Source organism: Pseudomonas ceruminis (genome assembly GCF_021602025.1).
Taxonomy (GTDB): Bacteria; Pseudomonadota; Gammaproteobacteria; order Pseudomonadales; family Pseudomonadaceae; genus Aquipseudomonas; species Aquipseudomonas ceruminis.
In genome coordinates, this window is the sequence record NZ_BQHW01000002.1 from 185,766 (window position 1) to 212,308 (window position 26,543).

A 26,543-nucleotide genomic window follows, 5' to 3' on the forward strand; every position below is an offset into this window, starting at 1 on the left:
GCATCGTTAAATATAATTGACCTGCCCGCCCGCCAAACCCTTGCTGCCTCAGGCTCGCAAGGGTTTGACACCCCCAATTCTGGCGCAAATCCCCTTCCGACGCCCCCTTCGGCCGTTTGACATATCGAACGGCTCTGGCAAGCTATCTACAAGCCCCGACCGGAATCGTCGCCTCTGACGAGCCGGCAGTGCTCGGGGCTTCAGGTAGCACATCAGGCCCCGGGCCGTGCACCTGCACAACAACGACAGGTCGAACCTGTCATAAGGTGACATATGTCCAACAGCAACATTGGCAACAAGCAACCTTCCCTGCGCAAACCCGTCGTCCTGATGACCATGGGCAGCCAAGAGCGCAAAGGCCATGACTATCAGGTCATGACCCACAAATACATCACCCCGCTGGTCGACTTCGCCGATTGCGTCCCGGTTCTGGTACCCACTTGCTGCGGCACCGAAGACCTCGAGACCTATCTGGACATGGCCGACGGCGTGTACCTGACCGGTGCCGGCAGCAACATCGAGCCAAGCCTGTATGGCCAGGAAAACCAGACCCCCGGCAAAGGCCAGGACGTCAACCGCGACCTGTTCGACATCCCGCTGGTGAAGGCAGCGCTCAAGCGTGGCCTGCCGATCTTCGGCATCTGCCGCGGGATGCAGGAAATCAACGTGGCCCTGGGCGGCGACATCTACCAGAAGGTCTACGCCGAGCCTGGCTTCAACGACCACCGGGAAAACCCGGAAGATCCGGTCGAGGTGCAATACGCCCAGGTGCATAGCGTCAAGATCAAGCCGGGCAGCTGGCTGCGCGAAACCCTCGGCACTGATGAGATCCGCGTCAACTCGCTGCATGGCCAGGGCCTGCGCAACCTCGGTGCCGGCATCGAACCGATCGCCCACGCCGAAGATGGCCTGGTCGAAGCGATTCACGCCCCAAGCATCTCGCCTTTCCTGTTTGCGGTGCAGTGGCACCCAGAATGGCAGGCGGCGAAGAACCCTGATTCGATCAAGATCTTCCAGGCCTTCGGCGATGCCTGCCGCGCCCAGGTGCGCAAGTCCCAGATCAAGCGCCAACAGGCCGCCTGACCCCAGCTTCGTCAGTTTTGATCGCGGGGCGGCGCAAGGTCGCCCCCGCTTCCTCGGTCACCCTCTGCTGGTCCCAGAACATTTCCCGTGGACGCGGGCGGCGGGCTTGTGCCTGTCTCCGCGATCGTTTTCCCCTTCACCCAAGCGATAGGGCAGCGGTATTAGCCTGCCCCCGGCACTGGCAAATAGCCTGCGCATCGCCACCACCTGAATTCAAAATGCTGGCCCCCAAGCATTTGAAGCGAAGGCAAACTTCTTTTTCCGTCAAATGCTTAGGACAGCAACATGCGAGTATTTCTAGCAACGGTGGCCGGCTGCCTGCTGGCCACGACAGCCTTCGGCGCTCAGGCCAGAGCGTTGAGCCAGAACGATCGCACGGTGTGTGGATGGGGTTCGCAAATTGCCGCCGAAGCTCAGCAGGCAAAGCTGTCCGGGGTGACGCTGTACGCCACCCGCAAGAAGTTGCAGGTACGCAGGTTCGCCAAGCCGTGGATGCGCATGACCGCCTTCGGCATCACCGAACAGACTTACAACAGCCGCTCGCGGCTGCAACCGGCTGCGATTAAGCAGACCTATTATGAGCAGTGTGTACAACACGCAATTGCAAAGCGTTAACTGTTGTTTATCAGTAGGTTAGCAACTAGATCTAATGTGGATTCAGCGAATTTGAGCTCAGCGGCGGGGCCACCTTCAATAGGTCGCCTCGTGCTCAGCTTCTGGACTTAATACTTCAGAAAATATTTAGATTCTGATCTTAAGCCACTGATTTTCATGGTTTTTACATTTTAGTTTTACGAAAGCGTGCTTTCGTGCACTGCGGGCGGCATCGAACGGGTGCAGATAATTTCTGCACCCAGCTGAACCCTCTGTCAGCAACCGGTAAGCGCCACAGGCTGGCGCTCGCCAGCAAAGAACAGGGGGCGTAGGCGCACGCCGATCACATTGCCGGCATAGGCCGCAACAAGCCACAGCCAGCCATGCACGCTACCCGAGGCAATGCCGCTGAAGTAGGCGCCGATGTTGCAGCCATAAGCCAGACGCGAGCCGTAGCCCAGCAGCAGCCCGCCGATGATGGCGGCAATCAGCGACGGCAGCGGAATCTTCAGGCTTGGTGCAAAGCGACCGGCCAGGCCTGCTGCCAGCAGCGCGCCAAGCACGATGCCAAGGTCCATCACCGTGGTGATGTCCTGCCACAGTGGCGCGGCCAGGGCCTTGGCGTTGGCCGGTGCCTGCCAGAACACCCAGCTGCCCACGTCCACGCCAACGCTGGAAAGGGTCTTGGCCCCCCACAAGGCAAAGGCAGAAGTGATGCCCCAAGGGCGCCCAGCCAGGGCCAGGGTAGCGTAGTTCAGCAGGGCCAGGGCAATGGCGCCCCACAACAGCGGCCATGGGCCACGCAGGAAACGGCGCAGGCCGTGGTGGTCACTGCTTGCCGGGGCTTGCAGGGCACCATGGCGGCGCTTTTCCAGCAGCACAGTCACCCAGGCGATCAGCCCGAACAGCGCCACGCTTGCCAGCAGCGCCGGACCTACACCCCACGCCTGGACGATCGAGGTAGCCGGGAAGGACGGCAATGCGAACCACCAGTCGGCATGGTGCGTGGCGGTGACCGAACCGATGATGAAGAACAGCAGGGTCACCAGCATCCGGGCGTTGCCGCCGCCCACCGTGAACAAAGTGCCCGAAGCGCAACCACCGCCCAACTGCATGCCGATGCCGAAGATGAAGGCTCCGAGGACCACGGACACACCGGCCGGCGCCACCAGCCCGGTGACCGGGTTGCCGAACAGGGTTCCGGCCGACAAGGCCGGGAAGAACAGCAGCACGGCCAATGTCAGCATGACCATCTGGGCACGCAGGCCAGCACCGCGCCGTTCGTTGATGAACACGCGCCACGCGGAGGTGAAGCCAAAGGCAGCGTGATAAAGCGTCAAGCCCATGGCGGCGCCGACGATCAGCAGCAGCACCTGCTTGAAGCCGGCGTTCAGGTTGAGGAACCAGGCGCCGGCCAGCAACAGGGCCAAGGCAATGAGGGGCGCGCCGAGGCGGCGCGGTTCGGGTGTGGCGATGGTGGAGAGACCCATTGGAATGCTCGGATTACAGTTAAAACGGGCGGCGATTATAGCGCCGGAGGTTGATCAATGCTGCCCGCGAAAAGCCCGGCGCATCTGTTAGGCTGATACACCCCTTCGTCAGCCCACCCGACCATTCGCCCCATGGATGAATTGCGCAAGATTGACCTCAACCTGCTGCTTGCCCTGCACGCGCTATTGAGCGAGCAGCACGTGACCCGTGCCGCCGTCCGTTTGCACCGCAGCCAGCCAGCGGTGAGCCACGCCCTGGCGCAGCTGCGCAGGCATTTCGATGACCCGCTGCTGGTTCGCCACAACGGCCAGATGGCCCTCACGGCCCGCGCCCAGGCCCTGGTCAAGCCGCTGCACGATGCATTGGGCAGCCTCAACGGCCTGCTGGCCGCTCCGCGGTTTGAGCCGACCCAGACCCAGCGCCGTTTCCGGCTCTCGTTATCCGACTACGCTTCGCGCATCATCCTGCCGCCCCTGGTGCGCCACCTGCGTCAGGTGGCCCCTGGCATCGACCTGGCCATCAGCCAGGCCAGCCGCGAGACCATGCTGGCGCAGTTGCTGGACGGAGAACTGGACCTGGCGTTGGGTATCTTCCCTGAGCTGCCCCACGACATCTGCGCGCAAACCCTCTTCGAGGACAGTTTCATCAGTGTTGCCGACCGCCGTGTGCTGCCCGCCACCGGCGGCCTTGCCCTGGACGACTGGCTGGCACGCCCTCACGTGCTCATGGCCATGCGCCCGGATGCCCATGACGAGATCGAGCGCGCGCTGGCCGCGCAGGGGTTGCGCCGGCGCATAGCCCTGGCACTGCCGCACTGGAGCGCTGCCGTTGACGTACTGGAGGGCACTGACCTGATCCTCACCGTGGCCAGGCGCGCCGTAGGCCCGATGCAGCCACACAAGGCATTGCGTCAGTTCGCCCCTCCCTTGGCGATCCCTGCCCTGGCCTATCAGCAGGCGTGGCACGCCAGAAAGAACAGTGACCCCGGCCACCGTTGGCTCCGTGAAGCCGTGTGGGCGTGCAGCCAGCCGGGCAATTGATCAGCCTTCGGGCGGCTTGACGATACTCGGCGCAGTGCTGGACGTGTCGGCCGCCCAGGAGCCCTGGACCAGGAACACCCCGACCAGAATCAGGATCACCCCTGCGACCCGGGGCAGGCTCACCGGTTTGCTGGTAACGCCTAGCAAGCCGAAATGGTCCACGACCACCGAGGTCAGGATCTGCCCTGCCACCACCAGCACCAGAAAGCCCGCCGCCCCCAGCTTGGGCGTCAGCGCCGCCGCTGCGGCCACATAGAGTGCGCCCAACACACCGCCGATCCACAGCCACCAGGGCCCTTGCAGGGCCTTGCCCAGGTCTGGCATCGGCACCCGCAGGATCAGCAGTGCGGCAATGACCACCACTGAGCTAACGGTAAGCGAGGTGAACGCCCCCCATAGCCAGTGCCCCAGGGCGCGGCCTACGGCTGCGTTGCTGGCGGCCTGATAGGGCAGCACGATACCCGCGAATAGGGCGAGCAGAAGAGGAAGGAAGGCAATAATCAGGGCTTTGTTGACCATGAATGCACTCATCGAAGGACAGGATGGGCACATGATCGACAATCGACACGCCTGATGGAAATCGAACCGGTGCACCCTACTTATTCGTGGCATGGATGATACGTACAATAGGCCTTTCGCGGTGCAGTCCGCCCTAATGGGTTCAAACCGAGGGTGGCCACCGCGAAAGGCCGCACGATTAGCGCGACGTTTCTACCCGCAGCACTTCAGTGAAGATCGCATCGACCGTCTGGTCGACCTTGAGGTTCTTCATGCGTGCCTGCAGTTCAGGGTCCTCGACCTTGACCACCTGCAGCTTGCCTTCTGGCGGCAGCAGACTTACCTCGTGGGTATTGAGGTCGATCTTCTTGATCTGCGACGTGACCTTGACCTGGCGGAAGGCCTCGCCCCCAGGGTTGGGGTTGTTCTGGGTAGCGCGAATAGTGCCCGACTCCTCGGTGGCCTTAGGGGCGCCACCTACGTCGGTGTTAAGCACATAGGCCACCGCACGGGTCACATAGATATCGACTTGGTCACCCACCTTGAGGTTGGGCAGCGCCTTGGCCTTTTCCGTGAACTGGAAGGTCACATCCTTGTCATGCGGCCCTTTCACCGTTACCTGGCGACTCGCCAGATCGATGGCGGTGACCTCTGTCGTCACATGGCTTTCCAGCGCTTCGCTGGCGATGGGTATGTCGGCAGCCTGTACCGTGAAGCTGGCGGTACCCACCAGCGTGGCAAGAGCTACGGCACGAGCGAGTGTGCTAAGAACATTCATATAGGCCTGCTTCCCTGTTATCAAGACCGGATTGGCGCGCGAACGGTTCGCGCGCCGCTCCTACACCATAGCTGGACTTACTGATTGCGCGTGACCCGCCACACGGTATTGGCCAGGTCATCGGCAATGATCAAGGCGCCGCGGGGGTCTACCGTGACACCCACTGGCCGGCCGCGGGTCTTGCCATCGTCGCCGCGAAAGCCGGTGGCGAAGTCGATGGGCTCGCCTGCCGGCTTGCCGTTGCTGAACGGGACGAAGATAACCTTGTAACCCACAGGGTTCGGCCGGTTCCAACTGCCGTGTTCGCCTACGAACACGCCCTCGGCGAAGCGCTCGCCCATGGCCGGCAGGGAAAAAGCGACGCCCAGCGCGGCGACATGGGAACCGAGGCTGTAATCAGGCTTGATGGCAGCCGCTACCTTGTCGGGGTTTTGCGGTTTCACCCGCTCATCGACGTTCTGTCCCCAGTAACTGAAGGGCCAGCCGTAGAAGGCCCCTTCACGAACCGACGTGAGGTAGTCCGGCACCAGGTCCGGGCCCAGCTCGTCACGTTCGTTGACCACGGCCCACAATTGCCCGGTGTCCGGCTGGATGGCAAGCGCAGTCGGGTTGCGCAGGCCGGTGGCGTAGGGTTTGTGCGCACCGGTGGCCGCGTCCACCTGCCACACCCTGGCGCGATCGAGTTCCGCCTCCATGCCGCGCTCGGTGATGTTGCTGTTGGAGCCGATGCCAACGTACAGGTAGCGACCATCGGGGCTGATGGTCAGCGCCTTGGTCCAGTGGTGGTTGATTTCGCCTGGCAGGTCGGTGACCTTGGTCGGCGGGCCGTCCGCCTTGGTCTGGCCGTCCTGATAGTCGAAACGCACCAGGGCATCCTGGTTGGCCACGTACAGCTTGCCATTGGCAAAGGCCAGGCCGTAGGGGGCGTTGAGGTTTTCGGCGAACACCGTCTGCAGCTCATAGGTGCCGTCGCCATCGGCATCGCGCAGCAGGGTCAAACGGTTACCGCCCTTGACCTGGGTGTTGCCCTTGGCCTTGATCTGGCTGGCGATGACGTCCTTGGGCTTGAGCTGGGCAGCGCTGCCACCACGGCCTTCGGCCACAAGGATGTCACCGTTGGGCAATACCAGGCTCTGACGGGGGATCTTCAGGTCAGTGGCAATCGCGGTAATCCGATAGCCTTCGGGCACGTTCGGGGTCTGCTGGCCCCACTGGGCAGGCTGGGCGATCTTCATGCTGGGTAGCAGACCACGCTCGGGGGTCGGCAGTTTCGGGTCAGGCCCCAGCGACTGGGTGGCTTCACCGTCACCGCCACAGGCACTCAACAGCAGCGCCACGCTCAATGCTGACAAGGCATGCAAAGGCTTCATGCTGCACCTCCCGAACGCAGATTGCTCATGCCGAGCCATGCCGCCACACAGGCCAGTATCGTCACGATCACAGACAGCACCAGGCCCGCGGGCATCACAGCCCAGGCGTCCTTGGCGTGCTCGAAGGCGTTGACCAGCCCCAGCACCCACGTCACCAGCAACAGCAGAAAGTACAACGTCGGCCGCCCGCCCTTGCGCTCGGCGCGGATCAGGTTCACCAGTGCAAACAGTAATGCAAGCCCGCAGAACAACAAGCCACCGGCGATCAGCCAGGCGGCGAAGTTGCTCCACTGGATCTGGTAACTCTTGAAGTAGGCAATGTCACTCAGCAAGGCGCCGAGAAACAGCGGTACCGTGCCGGCCAGCAGGATCGCATGCAGCGGGCTGGGCGTGCGTCGGTAGAGGATGGGGTCGGTAGCGGTCACGGTGCCTCCCTTATCATTCAGTGACCCATGGCTGAGGGATTGGCACGAAGGCCCGGTCCGTCAGGCTTGCGCGGTGTGCGCCTAGCAAAGGATCGCTTCGGTGTCCGATAAGTTCACCGTTTGGCTTGTTTGACATATCCTGAAAGCATTAACCGTCGAACGCTTCAACCAGGCAAGGAACCCAGGGCATGAGTGCTCATACCGCACGACCGTACACGCTGTGGGCCGCGCATGCCCTGCTGGCCGTTAGCCTGGCGCTGACTACCGGGTGTTCGAACAGGCACAGCCAGACGCGCTACTACGCGGCGGCGGCCGGCTCGAACTGCTTCGCCAAAGCGGTGCCCAGCCTGGGGGAAGGCGGACTGGCCTGGGGCAATACGCTGAGCATCGCCCGGCAGAAATCGATGAACAATTGCATCCGTTATGCGGGCAGGTCGGGAGGCACACCCAACACCTGCCAGGTGGTCATGGCCAAGTGCAAGAACTAGCGGCTACAGCGCCCCACATCGTGCGCCCTCCAAGGGGCGCCAGGCGCCCCTTGGCAACCGTCACACCGCCTTGGCGCGTGCAGCGTGCAGTTTCTTGTAGCTCTCGACCAGGCGCAGGTGGCGGTCCAAGCCTTCGAGCTTCATGCTGGTTGGCGTCAGGCCGTGGAAGCGCACCGTACCGTCTACCGAACCGAGCACCGCATCCATGCGTGGGTTGCCGAACATGCGCCGGAAGTTGGCCTCGTAGTCTTGCATCTCCAGCTCATCGTCCAGCACCACTTCCAGCACCACGTTCAGCGCCTGATAGAACAACCCGCGTTCGACGGTGTTGTCATTGAACTGCAGGAACGCTTCGACCCACTCCTTGGCATCCTCGAAACGGCGCAGCGCGAGGCAGATCAGCAGCTTCAGCTCAAGGATGGTCAACTGTCCCCACACCGTATTGTCGTCGAACTCCACACCGATCAGCGTGGTGATGGTGGTGTAGTCGTCCACCTCGCAGTTGTCCAGGCGCTTGAGCAGCGCCCGCAATGCCCGGTTGTCGAGGCTGTGCAGGTTGAGGATGTCGGCGCGGAACATCAGCGCGCGGTTGGTGTTGTCCCAGATCAGGTCCTCGACAGGGTAGATCTCCGAGTACCCCGGCACCAGGATGCGGCAAGCGGTGGCACCGAGGTTGTCGTACACGGCCATGTACGCCTCTTTACCCAGGCCCTCAAGAATGCCGAACAGCGTTGCGGCTTCCTGACTGTTGGAGTCATCGCCATGGCCGGAGAAGTCCCATTCGACGAACTCGAAATCGGCCTTGGCGCTGAAGAAGCGCCACGACACCACACCGCTGGAGTCGATGAAGTGCTCGACGAAGTTGTTCGGTTCGGTCAGCGCATGGCTCTCGAAGGTAGGCTGCGGAAGGTCGTTGAGGCCCTCGAAGCTGCGGCCCTGCAGCAGTTCGGTGAGGCTGCGCTCCAACGCGACCTCAAAACTTGGGTGCGCGCCGAACGAGGCGAACACGCCGCCGGTGCGCGGGTTCATCAAGGTCACACACATCACCGGGAACTCGCCGCCCAGCGAAGCATCCTTGACCAGCACCGGAAAGCCCTGCTCTTCCAGGCCCTGAATACCGGCGACGATGCCCGGGTACTTGGCCAGCACCTGCTGTGGCACATCCGGCAGGCACAGTTCACCTTCGAGAATTTCACGTTTGACCGCCCGCTCGAAGATTTCCGACAGGCACTGTACTTGCGCCTCAGCCAGGGTGTTACCGGCGCTCATGCCGTTGCTGAGGAACAGGTTTTCGATCAGGTTTGACGGGAAGTACACCACCTGCTGGTCCGACTGGCGCACAAATGGCAACGAACAGATGCCCCGTGCGGTATTGCCCGAGTTGGTGTCATACAGGTGCGAGCCACGCAGCTCACCATCGGGGTTGTAGATCTGCAGGCAGTATTGGTCGAGGATTTCGGCGGGCAGCGCATCCTGCGGGCCTGGCTTGAACCATTGCTCGTTCGGGTAATGCACGAACGGCGCGTTGGCGATGTCCTCGCCCCAGAACTGGTCGTTGTAGAAGAAGTTGCAGTTCAGGCGCTCGATGAACTCCCCCAGTGCGGAGGCCAGCGCGGCCTCCTTGGTCGAGCCCTTGCCATTGGTGAAGCACATCGGCGACTGCGCATCGCGCACGTGCAGCGACCACACGTTAGGCACGATGTTGCGCCACGAGGCGATCTCGATCTTCATGCCCAGGCCAGCGAGGATGCCGGACATGTTGGCGATGGTCTGCTCCAGCGGCAGGTCCTTGCCCGGGATATAGGTGGTGGTGTCGGCCACCGGCATCAACAGGCCCTGGGCATCGGCATCGAGGTTGTCGACCTGTTCGATGATGAACTCGGGCCCGGTCTGCACCACCTTCTTGACCGTGCAACGGTCGATGGAACGCAGAATGCCCTGACGGTCTTTCTCGGAGATGTCTTCAGGCAGCTCGACCTGGATCTTGAAGATCTGGTTGTAACGGTTCTCGGGGTCGACAATGTTGTTCTGCGACAGGCGGATGTTCTCGGTGGGGATATCCCGCGTCTGGCAGTACAGCTTGACGAAATAGGCGGCGCACAGTGCCGACGAGGCAAGGAAATAGTCGAACGGCCCCGGGGCCGAGCCATCGCCCTTGTAGCGGATCGGCTGGTCGGCGATCACCGTGAAGTCGTCGAATTTGGCTTCAAGACGAAGGTTGTCGAGAAAGTTGACCTTGATTTCCATGCGGGAACACCGTGATTTAAGCGTGCAAAACGAAATTGGCCGGCATTATCCGGTTTTTTGCCCTGGAAGTCCTGTTTGCCTTCGTGGACTGGCGCGAACCACGGCGAGTTGCGCATTCCAGCGGATTGCTTGCCTGATCCTCCGAGGCCACAGGGCCTGACGGACCGACGGTCATCGCCCTGTGCTAGCTTTTCTGAATCGGGAACGACGCATTCCCTGCATGACGACAAGACGACCACAACCGACGATCAGCAGGTGAGCCATGGAACTTCGCATCAACCAAACGACGTACCAGGTCGAGGCGGACGCCGACACGCCATTGCTGTGGGTAATCCGCGATGACCTGGGCCTTACCGGTACCAAGTACGGCTGCGGCCTGGCCCAGTGCGGCGCCTGTTCGGTGCTGGTGGACGGCAGTGTGGTGCGCGCCTGCGTCACGCCGGTGGCGGGCGTGGTTGGCCGTGAAGTGACCACCATCGAAGCCATCGAGGCCGATACGGTGGGCAAGCGCGTGGTCGCCGCCTGGGTCGAGCACCAGGTGGCGCAGTGTGGCTACTGCCAGTCTGGTCAGGTGATGGCCGCCACCGCGTTACTCAAACACACCCCCTCCCCCAGCGATGCGCAGATCGATGCGGCGATGGTCAACCTGTGCCGCTGTGGCACCTACAACGCCATTCATGCGGCCGTTCACGCGCTGGCTCAAGGGGAGAACGCCTGATGAATACGCCTGTCGAGGTGCCCACGCAGGTGCTCAGCCTGCCGCCGGGTGAAATGGTCAACCTGTCGCGGCGGCGCTTTCTCGTCGGTGCCACAGCCGGCGCGCTGGTGCTCGGCTTCGGGCTGCCGCTGGGCGCCAGCCGCGTGCACGCGGCTACGGCAACCACAGCGGAGCGCGGCACCCAGGTGCCCGCCTTCCTGGAAATACGCCCAGACGGCACGGTGCGCCTGCTGTGCCCGTTCATGGAAGGGGGTCAAGGCACCTACACCGCCATGGCGCAGATCGTCGGCGAGGAGCTCGATGCGGACCCAGCGACATTTCTGGTCGATAGCGCACCGCCTGGCGAAGCCTACGTGGTGATGGAAAACGGCCTGCGCATCACCGGGGGCAGCATGTCGGTACGCATGAGCTACCCGACCATGCGGCGTCTCGGCGCTCTGGCCCGGGCCATGTTGCTGCAAGCGGCGGCCGAGCAGCTCGGCGTACCCCTCAGCGAGCTGAGCAGCGAACCAGGCAAAGTCGTGCATGCTGCCTCAGGCCGCGCGTTGCCCTATGGAGCACTGGCCGAACGCGCCATGGACCTGCCCGTGCCAGACCCGACCCGCGTGAAACTGCGTGACCCCAGCCAGTTCCGCTGGATCGGCAAACCGGTACGGCGCCTCGATGCCTACGACAAGTCCACCGGCAAGGCGCTGTACACCATCGACATCAAGGTTGACGGCATGCTCCATGCCGCCGTCCAGCACGCGCCCCGCCTGGGCATGACGGTCGGCAGCCTGCGCAACGAGGCGCAGGTCAAGGCCATGAACGGTGTGCACTCAGTGCATCAGCTACCGGGCGCGGTAGCAGTGGTAGCCGAACGCTGGTGGCACGCCAAGCGTGCAGTCGAGGCTATCCAGGTAGACTGGCGGGAGCCTGCCGCCGACAGCAAGGTCCGGCCCATGCCTGCGGACTTCTCCAGTGACGCGTGGCGCGAACACTTGGCCGCGCAACAGGGACCGGCCCGTGACGAGGAGAACGAAGGAGATGTCGCCAACGCGCTGGCCAGTGCCACCACCACGGTCCAGGCCACGTACCACAACCAATACCTCAACCATGCCCAACTGGAGCCGCCGTCCGCGCTGGCACGTTTCAACCCCGATGGTTCGCTGGAAGTGTGGCTGCCCAACCAGGCCCCCGACATGTTCCGCGACGACATCGCCAAACGCACCGGCCTTGCACCTGCTCAAATCACCTTGCACTCGCCGCTATTGGGCGGTTTCTTTGGCCGCCACTTCCTTTATGACTCGGCCAACCCCTACCCGCAGGCCATCTTGCTGGCCAAGGCCGTCGGCCGCCCGGTGAAGCTGATCTGGAGCCGCGAAGAAGAGTTTCTGCGTGACGTATTGCGGCCCGTCGCCGTGGTCAAGTTTCGCGCCGGGCTCGATGCCGAGGGGCTGCCCGTGGCCATCGAGGCGGTGAGTGCCACCGAAGGCCCAACGGAAGCCCTGGCGGGCAAGCAGGGCGAAAAAAATGACCCGACGGCGCTCGAAGGGCTATCGGGCAAGGCCTACGCCATCGCCAACAAGCGCATCGCGCAGATTTATGTCAAAGGCCCGGCCATGCTGGGTTACTGGCGCTCGGTGGGCAATTCACTGAACGACTTTTTCTACGAAGCGTTTCTCGACGAACTGGCCGACAAGGGCGGCAAGGACCCCTTCGAACTGCGCCTGCACCTGTTGCGCGACAACCCGCGCCTGACCACCCTGCTGCAGGCGGTGGGCGAACTGTCCGGCGGTTGGAAACGCGGGCCGTTCACCGCCGAAGATGGCAGCACACGGGCACGCGGCGTGGCCATGGCCTCACCCTTTGGCTCGGAAGCGGCAGTGATCGCCGAGGTGTCGATTGAACAAGGCCAAGTGAAAGTGCACGACATCTGGGAGGCGATCGACCCTGGCAGCATCGTCAACCCGGCGATCATCGAAGCCCAGGTCAATGGCGCCGTGGCCCTCGGCCTGTCCCAGACACTGGTTGAGGAAGCCGTGTACCACGAGGGTAAGCCACGTGCGCGCAATTACGACCTGTACCCGATCCTACCGGCATCGCGCATGGCCCGGGTGCATGTACGCATTGTCGAAAGCGGGGCGAAGATGGGCGGCATCGGCGAACCCCCTTTGCCTGCGGTAGCGCCCGCAGTGGCCAACGCCGTGGCGCAGCTTACAGGCCAGCGCATCCGCAGCCTGCCGATGAGCCGTCATACCTTCAGCTGACCGGACAAGGACCGCCCCATGACCCACCGACGCTTGGCAAGAACCGCAGGCTGGCTGGCGCTGGCGTGCCTGATCACCGCAGGCCTGCTGGCCTGGTACGTCACTCGCCAACCCGCTTCGCCTTTCGAGGCTGAGCAGGCCAGCTTCGACCCGGCGCTGGTCAGCCGCGGCGAGTATGTCGCCCGCCTCGGCGACTGCATCGCCTGCCACAGCCTGCCCGATGGCAAGCCCTTCGCCGGTGGGTTGGAAATGGCCACACCGCTGGGTGCGATCCACGCCACCAACGTGACGCCCGACCCGGCAACCGGTATCGGCGCCTACAGCCTGGCGGATTTCGACCGTGCCGTACGGCATGGCGTTGCGCCGGGAGGCAGGCGGTTGTACCCGGCCATGCCCTACCCTTCGTATGCCAAACTCAGCGATGACGATGTGCGGGCGCTGTATGCCTTCTTCATGAAAGGCGTCCAGCCTGCGCAACAGGCCAACATTCCCAGCGACATCCCCTGGCCATTGAACCTGCGCTGGCCTATCGCGTTGTGGAATGGCCTGTTCACCGTTCCCACGCCCTATCTCGCCAAGGCCGGGCAGGACGCACTGTGGAACCGCGGGGCCTACATTGTCCAAGGCCCGGGCCACTGCGGCAGCTGCCACACCCCACGCGGCCTGGCGTTCAATGAAAAGGCGCTGGACGAAAGCGGCAAACCCTTCCTCGCCGGCGCACTGCTCGATGGCTGGTACGCCCCCAGCCTGCGTGACGACCCCAACACCGGCCTGGGACGCTGGAGCGAGGGCGAGATCGTGCAATTTCTCAAACACGGGCGTAACCCACACGCGGTGGTCTATGGCTCGATGACCGAAGCGTTCAACAACTCCACGCAGTTCATGAACGATGACGACCTGGCCGCGATTGCCCGCTACCTGAAAACACTGCCTGGTGACCCACAGCGCGACGGCGCGCCGTGGCAGTACCAAGCGGTATCTGCCGACGAACACCTGGGCAGTTCCGGCGGCCATACCTATGTGACCCGCTGTGCCACGTGCCATGGCCTGGACGGCAAGGGCCAGGCTGAATGGATGCCGCCCCTGGCCGGCGCCACCTCAGCGCTGGCAAAGGAAGACGCGTCGGCGATCAACATCACCCTCAATGGTTCGCAGCGGATCGTTGCCGCCGGACTACCGGATGCCTACCGCATGCCGGCGTTTCGCGAGCAGCTGTCTGACCAGGACATTGCCGACGTGCTGAGCTTCGTGCGCAGCACCTGGGGCAATCAGGGCGGTGCCGTGGATGCGCGGGCGGTGGGCAAGCTGCGCGAGCACACCGACCCGGCCAGCAGCAGCCCGATCATCCTGCATATGCGCTAGGCCAATCCACCCATGGCCTCAGGGTTGCGCGTCGGCCTGCTGCCGATGCCAACGCTCCAGGTTCTGCGCCAGCAACCGCGCTGGAAGCGGGCCGGCGACGATTTCCTTCATTTTTTGCGCCAACTGCTCACGCAGCTTGGGTTGGTTGCACGGCGAGGCGTGGGACAACGCCAGGTACAGCCCCTCGCTGGAGACCGGCGGCTCCAGGCTTCTCAATTGCGTGTCCACGCCCAATGTGCGCGCCAGTGCCATGCCGGGGTACTGCTCGTAAATCACGTAATCGTTACGCTTGTGTAGCAGCTTTTCGAAGGCCTGCCTGGCGCTTGGCACGGCTTCGAGTTTGAGATTGCCCCTGGCGTAGTCGTCGAACTGCTGGCCGTAGCTGTTGTTGACCAGCGTTCCACCGTTATGCCCCTGCAGGTCAGCCCAGGTGCGATAGGTGAAGGCTGCGTCCTGGCGTACCCAGACAACGCTTGGGGTCATCAGGAATGGCGGACTGACGAAATCCATCCGTTGCGCGCGAGCCTCGGTCAGGAAGTAGCCGGCCAGCATGTCGATACGGCCAGTACCCACCTGCTCCTGAGCCCGCGACCATGGCCCGCCGTACACCACATTCACCTGCAGCCCCAGGGCCTGGCCAAGGTGCTTGAGCAAGTCGGTATTGGCGCCGATCAGTTGTTGGGGGTTCTGCGGATCGCGCCACAGGTACGGGGGATATTCCGGATTACCAGTGGCCGTCAATTGACGACACACCTCCTGCGCCAGCGCGGCCTGGGGCAGCAGAAACAGACAAAACGACAGGAGCAAGGCCCGGCCTGAACAGCGCTCGACCATCTGGAACCCTCGGTGCCTGGGGCGCGCGGATCACTTGGGCATACGCCCCAAGGCCCGCTCAGCCGCCGCCTGGAATACACTGCGCATCGCCTCCACCTGCTCTTTGGGCAAGGCCTTGGCACAGATCAGCCCCTGCAGGAAGCCAATGCCCCAGCTCTTGACCTCAGCCATTTCCTGGCGGTTCACAGCATCAGCGATATCGCCCAGATGCAAGGCTGCGGGATGCTCGTAGCGGTCTTCCAGGCTCAGCTTGCGCAGCTCGTCCAGGGCCACCTTGAATTCAGCAGCGGCAACATCGTCCAGGCCCAGGTGCTCATACTGAAGCAGGCTCAGACGGTCGGTGGCGGTCATCTTCGAATCTCCGTTTCACAATGGGCGGCGGCGGTGTCGGTAATAGACTTGTATACCATAGGTATGGCCTCTCCCCCTAGTGGCCTGCGCCATCCGGGTACAACAGCCGACCTGACGGTATGGTTCAACGCGTCTGTCACCTAAATTAAATTTAAATTGAATTTAGGATAAAAGCCGATCACGCTCTGCCCATCCAATACCTTCAGGAGTGCAACCATGGCCACGGCCCCACGCGAGCCACGCAAGGATGGCGCAGCCACCCGCATTCGCATCCTCCAGGCTGCCGGCGAGCTGTTCGCCGCGCTGGGTTATGCCGAAGCCAGCAACAAGGCCGTCGCTGCCAAAGCAGAGGTGGACCTGGCCTCGATCAACTACCACTTCGGCAGCCGCAACGGCCTGTATCTGGCGGTGCTCGACGAAGCACGGCGGCGTTTTCTGGACATTTCCGACCTGCAGCGGATCGCCCTCGGCGATCAACCTGCAACCGAGAAGCTTCGTGCTTTGGTCGAACTGGTGGTGTACAAGGCATCGCAGGTGCGTGACAACTGGCACCTCCGGGTGCTGGCAGCCGAGCTCCTCGCCCCCAGCCCGCACGGCCAAGCGCACTTGCAGGCCGGGGCACCGCTGAAGCTGGCATTGCTAAAAAACCTGTTCAGCGAGATCACGGCAATTGCGCCGGAGCAACCGGCGCTGACTCGCTGCATCCTGTGCGTCACGGCACCGTGGGCCATGCTGCTGATTGGCCCACGCGGCTCATCTGGTGCACTGCACGAGATTCTTGGTATGCCGGCGGAGGAAGTAGCGGGCCACCTGTACCGCTTTGCGCTGGCCGGTCTGCAAGAAACCGGGCGCCATTTTGCCCAGGGCAATGGCCAATGACCGTGCTCAAACGCCACTCTCCAGTGCAAGGCAGCGCCCTGCAAACGTCCATCGACACCCCCGGCGCAGCCGCCGAAGCACCACCGCAAACCTCCATTCCCCTGCTGTTGGGCGCTTTGATGCTGGTCATGTTCCTCGCTGCGCTCGACCAGACCATCGTCTCTACGGCGTTGCCGACCATCGTCAGCGACCTCGGTGGCCTGCGCTGGTTGTCCTGGGTAGTCACGGCCTATCTGCTGGCTTCGACCGTGGTGGTACCGCTGTACGGCAAGTTCGGTGACCTGTATGGCCGAAAACGGGTGTTGCAGATCGCCATTGCCTTGTTCCTGCTGGGCTCTGCACTGTGCGGGGTGGCCCAGGACATGACCCAGCTGATCCTCTTCCGCACCTTGCAAGGCCTGGGCGGTGGCGGGCTGATGGTGGTGGCCATGGCTGCTATCGGTGACGTCATCCCCCCCGCCGAGCGCGGCCGCTACCAGGGCCTGTTCGGCGGTGTGTTCGGCCTGGCCACGGTGGTTGGGCCGCTGATCGGTGGGTTTCTGGTCGAACACCTGTCCTGGCACTGGATCTTCTTCATCAACCTGCCGCTGGGCCTGCTGGCGGTGGTGGTGATCGGCAGTGTGTTCCGCCCGCACGTAGCCCCGGTAAAACACGTGGTCGACTACATCGGCGCCTTCTACCTCACCGTGACCCTGGGCTCACTGGTGCTGGTCACCAGTTTGGGCGGTAGCTTGCTGCCGTGGGCCTCGCTCGACATCCTGTGTTTGCTGCTGTTCACAGTGATCGGCCTGGCGGGCTTCGTGTTCGAACAACGCCGTGCGCCCGAGCCGATCATGCCCCTGCACCTGTTCCGCCACCGCACCTTCGTGCTTGCCGGGCTGATCGGCCTGAACGTTGGGGTTTCGCTGTTCGGTTCGGTCACCTTCCTGCCGTTGTACATGCAGGTGGTCAAGAACGCATCGCCCACCAGCGCCGGCCTGCAGATGCTGCCGTTGATGGGCGGCCTGCTGGTGGTGTCGGCCATCACCGGGCGGCTGATCAGCCGCTGGGGGCGTTACCGCGTGTTCCCGATCGCCGGCACGCTGTTGCAGGTCATTGCCCTGGGCTTGCTGAGCCGGCTCGACCTGGACACGCCGATGTGGCAGATGAACCTGTACATGGGATTGCTCGGCGCGGGGTTGGGCATGGTGATGCAGGTCCTGATCCTGGCCGTGCAGAACAGCGTCGAACGGCGCCATATGGGCGTAGCCACCTCTGGGGCCACATTGTTCCGCTCCATTGGTGGCTCGGTTGGCGTATCGGTGTTCGGCGCCGTGTTTTCCCACGCGTTACTGAAGGGGCTACCAGGCGATTTCGCCGCCCATGCCGGTGGTGCTGCCAGCCTGTCGCCAACCGCCGTGCATGCGTTGGCAGCGCCCCTGCAGCAGGCCTACCTTGCAGCGTTCTCCGGGGCAATGCATGGGGTATTTCTGCTGGCTGCGGGGGTGACCTGCGTAGCCTTCGGGTTGTCCTGGTTGTTGCGGGAGGTGCCGCTGCGGTCAGCCCATGCCTGATGGTGACTGTTGGCAGGGCAACAGCCAATCAACAGACTGTGGCCAGCCACACATCCTGCGCATCGGCCCTGAGCCGCGAAGCCCCCAGGCACGGGGGGTATGGCCATCTGGCATGCCCCCTGCAATCGAATGTGCATACCTTCATTCGACTGGAACCTGCAATGCGCCTGACCGACCTGGCCCTCGCCTTTCCCCGTAGCCTCAAGACCTTGGCCGCCGCCGGCCTGGTTGCCCTTTGCCTGAACCCGGCCGCCCAGGCCGAAACCGCGCCCAAGGAAGTGCGCCTGGACTACGCCTACTACTCACCCGTCAGCCTGGTGCTCAAGCACTTTGGCTGGCTAGAAAAAGCCCTGCCCGACTCCAAGGTCAGCTGGGTATTCAGCCAGGGCAGCAACCGTTCGCTCGAGTACCTCAACAGCGGCGGCGTCGACTTCGGCTCCTCTGCCAGCCTCTCGGCGGTGCTAGCCCGCGCCAACGGCAGCCCGATCAAGTCGGTGTACGTCTATAGCCGCGCCGAATGGACCGCACTGGTAGTGGCCAAGGACTCGCCGCTCAAAACCCTCGAGGACCTCAAGGGCAAGAAGATCGCCGCCACCAAAGGCACCGACCCTTATCTGTTCACCTTGCGTGCCCTGGAAAAGGCCGGCCTGAAAAAAGACGACGTGGAATTGCTGCACCTGCAACACCCGGACGGCCGGACCGCACTGGAGAAAGGCGACGTCGACGCCTGGGCCGGCCTGGACCCGCACATGGCCGCCAGCGAACTGCAGGCCGGCTCGCGGCTGCTGTATCGCAACAAGGACTTCAACAGCTTCGGTGTCGTCAGCGTGACCGAGGCCTTTGCCAAACAGCACCCAGAGACCATCGCCACAGTGATCAAGGCCTACGAGCAGGCACGCCACTGGGCCGTCGCCCACCCCGAGGCGTTTGCCAAGTTGCTGGCTGACGAATCCAAGCTGCCGCTGGATGTGGCCGAGCTGCAGCTGTCGCGCACCGACCTTTCCGCGCCACAACTGAATGCCCAGGATGTCACTGCTTCCAAGGCTGCGGCCCCTATCCTGGTCTCGGAGGAACTGGTCAAGCGCGGGGTCGACGTCAACCAAGTGATCGACCAGTTGATCGATCCATCCTTCGGCAAGGCCAGCATCGAGTGATGAACACCCACAGTAACCTGCTGGCCGCAAGCCCTGGCCAGCAGCGGCAATGGCCGCGACGGCTCAAGGGCCTGGCGCTGCCACTGGGCCTCATCCTGCTGCTCGAAGCCGTGGTACGCCTGGGCTGGATCCCCTCCTACCAGATGCCCGCCCCTAGCGAAGTGGCACAAACCTTGTTGCAACTGGCTGACGGCGCCCTGTGGAAACACATCGGCGCCAGCCTCTCGCGGGTGCTTGCAGGGTTTGCCATCGGCGCGATGCTCGGCTTGCTTTTCGCTGCCTGGGTGGGTTTGAGCCGCGAAGCCGAAGCCTGGCTCGAACCGACGTTCGCGAGCCTGCGGGCGATCCCCAGCCTGGCCTGGGTGCCGTTGTTGCTGCTGTGGCTGGGTATAGGCGAAACCTCCAAGGTCACGCTGATCGCCATCGGTGCGTTCTTCCCGGTGTACCTCAATGGGGTGGCAGCGATCCGCAACATCGACCGCAAGCTGGTCGAGGTCGCGCGCATGTACGGCTTTGGCCCGCTGCGCCTGGCCCGACGCGTGCTGCTGCCGGCGGCCATCCCCGGGGTGTTCACCGGGCTGCGCAGCGCATTGAGCCTGAGCTGGATGTTCCTGGTCGCCGCCGAGCTGATCGCGGCCACGCGCGGGCTTGGCTACTTGCTCAGCGACGGACGCGAAACATCCAGGCCAGACTTGGTGCTGGCAGCAATCATCGTGCTGGCACTGCTTGGCAAGCTCAGCGACGGGCTGCTGGCCGGGCTGGAGAAACGCTGGCTGGCGTGGCGCGATACATTCGACGGCACGGACCCGAGGGGCTGAACCATGAACCAACCGCTGCATATTCACCCTCCTGCCCCGCTGGTTGACCCGCTGCTCGACCTGCAGGTTGAAAGCAAGTCGTTCGGCGATACGCCGGTGCTCGGCAACATCGCGCTGCAGTTGCAACCCGGAGAAATCGTCAGCCTGCTCGGCCCCAGCGGATGCGGCAAGAGCACCTTGCTGCGCCTGGTGGCGCAACTGGACCAGGGCTTTACCGGCCGCTTGCACCGGCGCCCGGAGCAGGTCGGTTTTGTGTTCCAGGAGCCCAGGCTGATGCCCTGGTTGAGCGTGGCCGACAACATCGGCTTCAGCGAGGACAAGGGCTACGACCGCGCGCGGGTGGCCGCGCTGATCGAAGAAGTGGGCCTGACCGGTTTCGCCGATGCACTGCCCAAGGCCTTGTCGGGCGGCATGGCCCAGCGGGTTGCCATCGCGCGTGGGTTGTATGGCCAACCGCAGTTGCTGTTGCTGGATGAGCCGTTCAGTGCGGTGGATGCCTTTACCCGGTTCAAGTTGCAGGACCTGCTGCTGGAGCTGGCGCGACGGCATGGCATTGCCCTGCTCGTGGTGACTCACGATGTGGACGAGGCGCTGTACCTGAGTGACCGGGTACTGGTGATCGGCAACCGCCCTGGTACGGTTTGCCGTGAGTTGCAGGTGGGTCTGGGTTACCCACGCGAACGGCGCGATGATCGGCTGGCGCGCCTGCGCGCAGAAGCACTGGAAGCGTTGCACAGTGCGCGGGTCATCTGATTTTCTGGGGCAAACGCGGCAGGCAGCCGTGCAACCATCACAGTTCGGCTAGCCAAGGGTTGGATACCCCGCTGGAAAACCCTATGCTTTGGCCGCCATCCGGCGGTCACGGCCTGGTGGTCTGCACGCTTACCCTCAGGAGATAAATCGACATGAACGTCTCGTTCCGGCCCCGCTGGCTGCTTGCCCTCGCCCTGCCCCTTGCCCTGGCCGCCTGCGGTGACAACGAACCTAAACAACGCGCCGCCTTCAGCGAGTTCCTGCAAACCCGCATCGTCGACAAGCCTGTGGTTCACGTGCCCAAGCTCAGCGCGGACGAAACGAAGCAATTCGGCCCCTACAGCGAGCATTATGCGGTCATCACCGACTTCAACGGTGCCATGGATGCCGCAGTGCAACCCCTGGGCAGCCTGCTGCAGAAAGGCGCAGTGCGTTCTTTGGGGGACGTGACGGCGCGCCGTGATGACCTCAAGGCGGTCCAGGCAGGCCTGAACGACATGGGTACCCAGCTCCAGGACCAGAAGGCCAAGGCCGACAGCGCCCATGCCCAGCTCAAACAGCCGCAGAACCTCAAGGTCGTCTACGACAAGGCCTACGATCGCACCGTCAGTGTGCCGGCCGATACCTTCCTGCAAGTGTTGCCGCAGATCAACGGCACGCTCGACAGCAGCCTGAAGGTGGCCGACTACGTGAACCAGCACAAGGCGCAGATCCAGATCAATGGGCCGATCGTGAAGGTGACGGACCCGAAGGTCCAGGCTGAACTGAATGCCTTGCTGGCCGACCTCAACACCCAGGCCCAGACCGTGCAGCAGGCACAGGCACGGTTGAAGTCGGTGATGCTGGGGCGCTAAAAGCCACAACAGGGGGACGAGCGCAAGGCACGCCCCCTTTCAGATTCAGTGGTTGAGCCCGTCCAGCACTTCGGCCTTGGTGGTGACGCTGCCAAAGTGATGCTGCCATAGCGCAATGCCCAGCTTCCCCGACCTATCCAGCGACGAGCCCACCGTCAAGTCGGTAATCAACGTCGGTGAAAGGCCTGCATCGAACAAGGCGAACCCAGCGGCAAGCACACAGGTTTCGGTCTGCAGCCCGCAGACCAGTACCCGTTCCACGCCCAACTGACGGATGTAGTCGAGGGTTTCACCGGTCTGCCCGTAGCCATGCTTGATGAAGACCTTGTCGGCTTCCACCAGGCTTTCGTCCTCCGCCGCGGGGTGCCAGCCGAGCTGACGCGCAAACGGGGTTACCTGCTCATCGTGCAGTTCGACCGAGGCAATGGTAGGGATCGTCGCGGACAATGCGCGTATGCCATCGACAAGCCACTCGGGCGGGCTGAAGGTGGACTGAACATCGACGATAAGCAGAACCTGCCGCATGAAGGTCTCCAGGCGTGCGCAAAGGCACGGAGTATATCGCTCCTGGCGGTCAATGGTTGCATCGGGCCAACAGCCAGCGCTGTACCACTGGCGCCACAAGTTACGGTTTTCTAGAACTTTTTCCTGATTACGGGTCTATGTGAACAGGCCCCTGGCGCGTGGCAATCGCCACCCACGCATTACCCGCTGCCCGTGGCCCAACGTCCAATTGTCTATCAGAGGTTGTCTTCGCTCATGAACATCCCTGTTCCCCGGATAGTGCTCCTTGGCCTGTTCGCGTTCGCGGCAATGGGCTCGGCATCGGCAACACAGATGAAGGCTTCACCGCCTGTTCACGCCAGTGAACTGAGCGCGCTGCAGGCCCCAGACAAAGTCGCAGCCACCCCTTGGCCAAACCTGGCTCGCGGGGCGGCGCAGCAGCCTGGCACGCTACTCGCCCATGACGACCGTTACCGGCACGACGGCCGCTGGCATGACCGGCGAGACGACTGGCGCCGGGAAAACTGGCGCCGTGAGCAGTGGCGCAGAGAGCAGGCGTGGCGAGAAGCCGAGCGCCGCCGCGATTGGCAACGTCACCATGACCGCGCCCTGCACCACCGCTATGAGGCCAATCACCACGACTACCGGCGCTGATCTGCGCCGCGCCTTGCCCAACCGCAGCCCAGGGCAGTGAGCGCCAAGGTGAGCGCGGCAGCACCACCAACATGCACAGCGCGCCAAAGCGGTCGGCCAGGCGACCGCCAAGGGGGCTGAAGCGCATCTCGCTCAGGTGACGCACCGCCATCAATACGCCCGCCGCCGCTACCCCAGTGCTCGCTTGACCCACTGAACGCTTTTGTACAACCACGGCACCGTATCGTTGTATAGTTTTGTATATTTCGCGCCACCCGTCTCAGGGGTTCTGCCGTGTACATCATGCCGTTCGACCTACCACGAGAAACGCCAAAGGCACCCACCCAGCCGCTGGCCGACCCCGTCCGCACGATCATCCTCAACGCCGCCAGCGAGGCATTTGCCCAGCAAGGGTACGCTGCGACCAAACTGTCGGTCATCGCAGCCCTGGCAAGCCTGCCCAGGTCCAACGTCCTCTACTATTTCAAATCCAAGGCCAATATCTACATCAAGGTGCTGGAGGACATTGCCCCCCGCTACCTACAAGCCTGCGCGCCCTTTCAGGGTGACGACCAACCGCTGGAGGCGCTCAGCCGCACTGTCACCTCGATGATCGGCCTGTTCGAGGGCCGCCCCTTCGCGTCGAAAGTGCTGCTGCAAGAACTCAAGGAAGGTGGCCGTCGCATCCCCGGGGACTTTCTGGAACGCTGGGCCAGCCAGGCACGGGAGAACACCGCCTGCATCCGCCAATGGATCAGTAATGGGCAATTGGCACCGGTCAATCCAGACCATGTGTTGCCGTCGGTGTGGGCAATCGCCCAGTCCTGCATCAACAGGGGTTGCTATGCCACCAGCGGCGCTGAGCAGGGCATCGACTACCAGGCTGCAACGGCAACGTCGGTACGCTTGCTGCTCAATGGCCTGGCACCGACAAGCCGCTAGCCAGCCACGTCGCTCAGGCAACCCGCTCGAGGGTTTGCAGCGGGCGCTTCCTGCGTGCCAGGGCCCACCGCACCAGCGTGTTCCAACCGTAGGCCACCGCCACCCCGCCAATGATGGCAAAGGCGACTGCAACCACCGGTTGGTCACTGACCCGCCGGGCCAGTGACTGAAACTGGAAGTGGGTCAGGTAGATGTACAGGGTCGAGGACGCGATGACCGCGCCGCCCTTGGCCACCAGGCCAGGCATAGGCACCGACCTGAGCCAGATCAGTGCCCACACAGCCGGCAGCGCCATGTCGATATGCACCGCGCTGAACCATGCGTGCCAGCCGTAACCGGCAATGGTTACCGCTTCGATCTCCCCAACCACCAGCACCGCCACCCCGGTGGCAGCCCATTTGCGACCGGTCGTATCGGCGTAGTGCATCGCCATGCCAAGCACCATGGTCGCCAGGTAATGCTGTGGCACCCGGTTGAACAGAGCCGTGGCATCGAACACCCACAGGCCCAGCAGCACATCCGCCACCAACAGTGCGCAGGCCGCCAGCAGCAGGCACCGGAACGGCTCGGCCATGATCATCAGGCGGATGCGTTTGATCGACAACACAAGGCCGATGATCAGGACCATCTGCAGCAGCACTTCGATATACCAGTAATTGAAGTGGCCGACGACGCTGGCAGGAAACCAGTTGGAAACCAGCAACAGCGATTGCCAGTGGACCCTGTCGAACAGCGATTGCACCAGCAAGGTATACAACAGCGTCGGCACGGCGATACCGGCGATGGACTTGAACAGCGAGCGCGCATCACCGCGCTCAACGATGGCATTGACCTGAAACCTGGCCAGGCCCATGCCGGACACCAGGAACAGCGCCGTCGTTTCACCCACGATCATGCCTTGCGGATACAGGCCAAGATGCCCCATCACGATCACCAGGATAGCGACCATGCGCAGGAACACCGGCACCTCCATGGCGCGCAGCGTTTGCCTTGCCTCCTTGGGTCGGCTGGCCAGTTCGGCCAGCTCCCTCACTGGCGTGGCTTCCCAACGCTGCGGCAATTGGCCAAGCAGCGCTTGCAGTACCATCGAGGCCTGGACGAACGTCAGTGAGTCCCCACCCAGCTCTACGAAGGTCAGGCGGGTATCGATGTGCGGCACTTGCAGAATCTGCGCCCACGCCTCAACCAGTTGCTGAGCCTGAGGTGTCAGGGCCAGGTCGGTATCGTCGGCCGACAGCATCCCGTGGTCGAAGGGGGGCGGCAACGCTCGCTTGTCGATCTTGCCATTGGGCGTGAGCGGGAGCGCGTCGAGGAAGACAAACAGCGCCGGCACCATGTACTCCGGTAACTGCGCTGCAATTGCCTCACGCAGCAGCGCGGGGGACACGGGCGATGCCGTCACGCAATACGCCACCAGCCGTGGCACTGCGTTGTCATGGTTGGCCACCACCACGCATTGCTCTACCTGCGGCTGGCCAGCGACCGCCCCCTCAACCTCAGCCAGCTCGATGCGATGCCCGCGGATCTTTACCTGTGCATCAGCGCGCCCCAGGAAGGCCACACTGCCATCCGCCAGATAAACGCCAAGGTCGCCGCTGCGGTAGCAGATATCGCCCAGAGCGCCAGTAAACGGGTTGATCACGAACTTTTCAGCCGTAAGCGCGGTATCCCCCCAGTAACCCAGTGACAGGTAGGGGCTGCGAATCAGGATTTCCCCGGCCTCGCCCTCGCCCGCCAACTGCTGGGCGCCATTGACCACCAGCAATTGGGCGCCGTCGATGCCCTTGCCCAGCGGAGCTCTGCCTTGCTCCAGCGGCCCGTCCAACTGGTGGAAGGCCATTGCCTGAGGGGTTTCCGTGGTGCCGTAGAAATTCACCTGGGTCGCATTGGGGGCTGCCCTACGTATCTGCTCGAACAGCACAGGGCTGAGCGCATCGCCCCCCCAGAACAGATAACGCAGCCGCTCGAACACACGCGCCTTGCTGCTCGCGCCGGCTGCCACCAGCTTGCCCAGAGGCGGCGTGAGGTGCATCGCGGTGATGCCATGGCCGTGTATCCAAGCCGCCAGGCGCGCCGGGTCGAGCAGGGTCGATTGCGGCGGGCAGACAACCTTGGCGCCAATCGACAGCGGCGTGAACACATCCCGGTAAACGGGGTCGTGTCCCAAGCCGGACAGTAACGAAAAACAATCGTCCCGGGTAAACCCGTGACGCTGCACGTGCCACTCGATGAAGTGCACCAGCGGCGCGTGATGAGTGACGACGCCCTTGGGCACCCCGGTGCTGCCGGAGGTGAAGGTGATATAGGCCGGCTGGCCGGGGTCAACGGCAGGTAGGGCTGCAGGCCTGCAGGGGAATTGCCGCAGCGCCTGGTCGGGTGCTGGCGGCACTCGTACTACCTGTGGCGACTCATCCGTTACCCCTGTTGTCGGGCGCAAAAGGTCCCGCTCAGGCAGGTGCTGACTGTCGCCGCACAGCAGGACAAAGGCAGGCGTCATGGTCTGAACAATCTGTGCAACCCGTGCTGCGGGGTAGGCAGCGTCGGCCACGGTGAACGTCAACCCGGCACGCAAGGCACCGAGCATGGCATAGACCAGGCTCGGGCAGCGGCTTGCGACAATCACTACGCGATCCGAGCCGCAACACCCGCTGGCCAGCAGCAGCGTGGCAATGCCTTGGCTGATCTGCTCCAGTTGCCAATAACTGCAGGTTAGCGCTTCGCCAATGATGGCGGGCGCCTCAGGCGTGCGCTCCGCCTGTTGCACAAAGGCACTGAAAATCGCGCGTTCGGCGCGGTATTCCAAGCCCTGGGTGGGGTCCGGTCGCAGATCCGCCATAGTAGTGGTCAACTCGCAGCGTCGGTGTGTGACTAACGTTTGAATCCCGCTAATCCAGCGCGACAACGCCACGGGCTGAATTAAATCAA

General features: G+C 63.2%; 25 protein-coding genes. 15 read left to right on the plus strand and 10 right to left on the minus strand.

All coding sequences use genetic code 11. The features are described from left to right. Positions 1-273 precede the first annotated feature (273 nt). Both L6D80_RS03175 and L6D80_RS03180 read left to right on the plus strand, forming a co-directional pair. Entirely contained in the window at positions 274-1,083 is an 810-nt protein-coding gene (locus L6D80_RS03175; RefSeq protein WP_176514084.1) for a gamma-glutamyl-gamma-aminobutyrate hydrolase family protein, read from the plus strand. Between the two features lie 285 nt (positions 1,084-1,368). Further along, the gene (locus L6D80_RS03180) at positions 1,369-1,698 is read left to right on the plus strand and encodes a hypothetical protein (RefSeq protein ID WP_054899601.1); all 330 of its coding nucleotides are present in this window, start codon (positions 1,369-1,371) and stop codon (positions 1,696-1,698) included. 254 nt (positions 1,699-1,952) lie between these two features. On the opposite strand, the gene L6D80_RS03185 is transcribed toward L6D80_RS03180, so the two are convergent. After that, complete coding sequence (locus tag L6D80_RS03185; protein WP_176514086.1) at positions 1,953-3,167, minus strand: YeeE/YedE family protein; 1,215 nt, start codon at positions 3,165-3,167, stop codon at positions 1,953-1,955. Between the two features lie 132 nt (positions 3,168-3,299). On the opposite strand from L6D80_RS03185, the gene L6D80_RS03190 reads away from it, so the two are divergent. Further along, positions 3,300-4,208 (plus strand): LysR family transcriptional regulator, encoded by a 909-nt coding sequence (locus tag L6D80_RS03190; RefSeq protein WP_176514088.1) that lies wholly within the window; start codon positions 3,300-3,302, stop codon positions 4,206-4,208. Here L6D80_RS03190 and L6D80_RS03195 read toward each other — a convergent pair whose 3' ends face one another. The 4 genes from L6D80_RS03195 to L6D80_RS03210 form a co-directional block, all read right to left on the minus strand. Further along, complete coding sequence (locus L6D80_RS03195; protein ID WP_176514090.1) at positions 4,209-4,727, minus strand: DMT family transporter; 519 nt, start codon at positions 4,725-4,727, stop codon at positions 4,209-4,211. 178 nt (positions 4,728-4,905) lie between these two features. Then, positions 4,906-5,484, minus strand: a complete 579-nt coding sequence (locus L6D80_RS03200; protein WP_054899605.1) for a hypothetical protein — start codon at positions 5,482-5,484, stop codon at positions 4,906-4,908. 77 nt (positions 5,485-5,561) lie between these two features. After that, positions 5,562-6,854: a PQQ-dependent sugar dehydrogenase gene (locus L6D80_RS03205; RefSeq protein WP_176514092.1), complete on the minus strand. Its 1,293-nt coding sequence runs from the start codon at positions 6,852-6,854 to the stop codon at positions 5,562-5,564. Next, positions 6,851-7,279: a DUF2231 domain-containing protein gene (locus tag L6D80_RS03210; RefSeq protein WP_054899607.1), complete on the minus strand. Its 429-nt coding sequence runs from the start codon at positions 7,277-7,279 to the stop codon at positions 6,851-6,853. Before L6D80_RS03210 ends, L6D80_RS03205 begins: the two co-directional genes overlap by 4 nt. Before the next feature lie 188 nt (positions 7,280-7,467). Between L6D80_RS03210 and L6D80_RS03215 the strand changes: the two genes are divergently transcribed. Next, positions 7,468-7,767 (plus strand): hypothetical protein, encoded by a 300-nt coding sequence (locus L6D80_RS03215; RefSeq protein ID WP_176514094.1) that lies wholly within the window; start codon positions 7,468-7,470, stop codon positions 7,765-7,767. A gap of 60 nt (positions 7,768-7,827) precedes the next feature. On the opposite strand, the gene L6D80_RS03220 is transcribed toward L6D80_RS03215, so the two are convergent. Continuing rightward, entirely contained in the window at positions 7,828-10,014 is a 2,187-nt protein-coding gene (locus L6D80_RS03220; protein WP_176514096.1) for an OsmC domain/YcaO domain-containing protein, read from the minus strand. Positions 10,015-10,276: 262 nt separating this feature from the next. Between L6D80_RS03220 and L6D80_RS03225 the strand changes: the two genes are divergently transcribed. From L6D80_RS03225 to L6D80_RS03235, 3 genes are read left to right on the plus strand one after another with little or no spacing between them, the layout of a single operon-like run. Then, entirely contained in the window at positions 10,277-10,732 is a 456-nt protein-coding gene (locus L6D80_RS03225) for a (2Fe-2S)-binding protein (protein WP_054899610.1), read from the plus strand. Next, complete coding sequence (locus tag L6D80_RS03230) at positions 10,732-12,981, plus strand: xanthine dehydrogenase family protein molybdopterin-binding subunit (protein WP_176514098.1); 2,250 nt, start codon at positions 10,732-10,734, stop codon at positions 12,979-12,981. The genes L6D80_RS03225 and L6D80_RS03230 overlap by 1 nt, the downstream gene beginning before the upstream one ends. Before the next feature lie 18 nt (positions 12,982-12,999). Next, positions 13,000-14,343, plus strand: coding sequence for a c-type cytochrome (locus tag L6D80_RS03235; RefSeq protein WP_176514100.1), 1,344 nt, complete (start codon positions 13,000-13,002; stop codon positions 14,341-14,343). 18 nt (positions 14,344-14,361) lie between these two features. Here the strand turns inward: L6D80_RS03235 and L6D80_RS03240 are convergent, their stop codons facing one another. Beyond that, a complete protein-coding gene (locus L6D80_RS03240) occupies positions 14,362-15,177 on the minus strand; it encodes a substrate-binding periplasmic protein (RefSeq protein ID WP_176514102.1) in 816 nt (271 codons plus the stop codon). A 30-nt stretch (positions 15,178-15,207) separates the two neighbouring features. Continuing rightward, positions 15,208-15,528, minus strand: coding sequence for a hypothetical protein (locus tag L6D80_RS03245; RefSeq protein ID WP_054899614.1), 321 nt, complete (start codon positions 15,526-15,528; stop codon positions 15,208-15,210). Positions 15,529-15,744: 216 nt separating this feature from the next. On the opposite strand from L6D80_RS03245, the gene L6D80_RS03250 reads away from it, so the two are divergent. The 6 genes from L6D80_RS03250 to L6D80_RS03275 all read left to right on the plus strand — a co-directional run bounded on the left by L6D80_RS03250 (position 15,745) and on the right by L6D80_RS03275 (position 21,539). After that, positions 15,745-16,407, plus strand: coding sequence for a TetR/AcrR family transcriptional regulator (locus tag L6D80_RS03250; protein ID WP_176514104.1), 663 nt, complete (start codon positions 15,745-15,747; stop codon positions 16,405-16,407). Beyond that, positions 16,404-17,960 carry an MDR family MFS transporter gene (locus L6D80_RS03255; RefSeq protein WP_223849156.1) on the plus strand — a complete coding sequence of 519 codons (1,557 nt, stop codon included), beginning with the start codon at positions 16,404-16,406 and terminating at the stop codon, positions 17,958-17,960. Before L6D80_RS03250 ends, L6D80_RS03255 begins: the two co-directional genes overlap by 4 nt. 176 nt (positions 17,961-18,136) lie before the next feature. After that, a complete protein-coding gene (locus L6D80_RS03260) occupies positions 18,137-19,114 on the plus strand; it encodes an aliphatic sulfonate ABC transporter substrate-binding protein (protein WP_371263293.1) in 978 nt (325 codons plus the stop codon). Further along, entirely contained in the window at positions 19,114-19,932 is an 819-nt protein-coding gene (locus L6D80_RS03265) for an ABC transporter permease (protein WP_176514106.1), read from the plus strand. The genes L6D80_RS03260 and L6D80_RS03265 overlap by 1 nt, the downstream gene beginning before the upstream one ends. 39 nt (positions 19,933-19,971) lie before the next feature. Continuing rightward, positions 19,972-20,685, plus strand: coding sequence for an ABC transporter ATP-binding protein (locus tag L6D80_RS03270; protein WP_176514319.1), 714 nt, complete (start codon positions 19,972-19,974; stop codon positions 20,683-20,685). 152 nt (positions 20,686-20,837) lie between these two features. Beyond that, entirely contained in the window at positions 20,838-21,539 is a 702-nt protein-coding gene (locus tag L6D80_RS03275) for a DUF3053 domain-containing protein (RefSeq protein ID WP_176514107.1), read from the plus strand. A gap of 45 nt (positions 21,540-21,584) precedes the next feature. Here L6D80_RS03275 and L6D80_RS03280 read toward each other — a convergent pair whose 3' ends face one another. Further along, positions 21,585-22,064 carry an isochorismatase family protein gene (locus L6D80_RS03280; RefSeq protein ID WP_054899621.1) on the minus strand — a complete coding sequence of 160 codons (480 nt, stop codon included), beginning with the start codon at positions 22,062-22,064 and terminating at the stop codon, positions 21,585-21,587. Between the two features lie 234 nt (positions 22,065-22,298). On the opposite strand from L6D80_RS03280, the gene L6D80_RS03285 reads away from it, so the two are divergent. Both L6D80_RS03285 and L6D80_RS03295 read left to right on the plus strand, forming a co-directional pair. Then, positions 22,299-22,697 carry a hypothetical protein gene (locus L6D80_RS03285; RefSeq protein WP_054899622.1) on the plus strand — a complete coding sequence of 133 codons (399 nt, stop codon included), beginning with the start codon at positions 22,299-22,301 and terminating at the stop codon, positions 22,695-22,697. A 282-nt stretch (positions 22,698-22,979) separates the two neighbouring features. Then, positions 22,980-23,618, plus strand: coding sequence for a TetR/AcrR family transcriptional regulator (locus L6D80_RS03295; protein WP_054899839.1), 639 nt, complete (start codon positions 22,980-22,982; stop codon positions 23,616-23,618). 13 nt (positions 23,619-23,631) lie between these two features. Here the strand turns inward: L6D80_RS03295 and L6D80_RS03300 are convergent, their stop codons facing one another. Next, entirely contained in the window at positions 23,632-26,454 is a 2,823-nt protein-coding gene (locus L6D80_RS03300) for an amino acid adenylation domain-containing protein (protein WP_176514109.1), read from the minus strand. Positions 26,455-26,543: the final 89 nt, after the last annotated feature.